Annotated in this window: 3 protein-coding genes; all 3 read left to right on the top strand. The window is 55.6% G+C overall.

All coding sequences use genetic code 11. The features are described 5' to 3' along the window. The first annotated feature begins 93 nt into the window (after positions 1-93). The gene (locus ACOCD2_RS22055; protein WP_293701858.1) at positions 94-408 is read left to right on the top strand and encodes a hypothetical protein; all 315 of its coding nucleotides are present in this window, start codon (positions 94-96) and stop codon (positions 406-408) included. Positions 409-410: 2 nt separating this feature from the next. After that, positions 411-659 (top strand): hypothetical protein, encoded by a 249-nt coding sequence (locus ACOCD2_RS22060; protein ID WP_293649956.1) that lies wholly within the window; start codon positions 411-413, stop codon positions 657-659. 60 nt (positions 660-719) lie between these two features. Next, the coding region (locus ACOCD2_RS22065; RefSeq protein WP_293653502.1) for a hypothetical protein at positions 720-972 on the top strand (253 nt) is incomplete at its 3' end.

The following is a 972-nucleotide window of genomic DNA, read 5'->3' on the forward strand; positions in this document are numbered from 1 at the left end:
CCTATTGCCGCATCTCCAGTTACCTGCAGACCATGGCAAATCAGGGATACAATCCGCTGGTCGCCATTCAAATGGCCTTTTCGGGACAGCTCTATGCTGATAGGGGTGAGTAGTTACCAGGAGACTATCGAAATGGCACAGATCCCAAAACTTGGCGAAGAAATCACCGAGTCTGAACTCGAAACCCAAACCACAGCGGAAACCCTAAGGCTTTCTGAACCAAGCGGCTTCGACGAACTCCTCGACGAAATCGCCCACGACGAAGAGGAAGACAGAGAGCGTCGTAAAAAAATCATTGAGCTGCAACGCGAAAATGATGAAGAGCAACAGGAATCTGAGGCGGTCGCTGAGAGCGGCGCCGGTGGCGTGGCTGATAGCACAGAATCCGAATTTGAGACGGAGGCCTGACAATGACGAGCATCAATAACCTTGACGTGGACTACTTCGAGGTGGAGCAGATCGCGCTGATGAGCCCAATGGGCACTGATGTTGTTGAACAACACTGGAACCTACTGTTCTTCATCAGCGGCAGCGGCGGTGGGCGTCTGCTGTCGAACGCGGCTCATGCTATTTGCCGCCTTCATCTGAAGCGCAACAAAGCTTCAGCCGCCGCCCGCTGGCGGCAACGCGCCGGCCGGCTTTATGTTCGCGGCTTGTAAACGATCCTGTCTTTCCACATAGAAAGCTTTCCACATCTTATTTTTGATAGAGGCAAATAGATGGCCACCCCTCCCACTCCGCCCCCCATTGGGGGCATTGATCCCGTCACCATCGAGGCGGCAACGGATGTACTGGGCAGCACCGATCCCACCAAGGATGTTTCCGTGGGGGTGTTGGAGAAGATCTTTGGCTCGGGCTGGTGGGATTACCTGAACCTGCATGGCCAGTTGGGTGATGGCGGGTCATCCGCGCTGTTCGGGGTGTTCACCGAGCACGGACAGGCGGCCGCCACGGTCATCGGCGCTGTTTTCT

Origin of the sequence: Thiolapillus sp., from assembly GCF_048562965.1 — a bacterium.
Classification (GTDB): Bacteria; Pseudomonadota; Gammaproteobacteria; order Chromatiales; family Chromatiaceae; genus Thiolapillus; species Thiolapillus brandeum_A.

Bases quoted from the DNA above. Each gene is read 5' to 3' on its own strand.
- ACOCD2_RS22055 (WP_293701858.1), top strand. From the start codon at position 94: ATGCTGATAGGGGTGAGTAGTTACCAGGAGACTATCGAAATGGCACAG.
- ACOCD2_RS22060 (WP_293649956.1), top strand. From the start codon at position 411: ATGACGAGCATCAATAACCTTGACGTGGACTACTTCGAGGTGGAGCAG.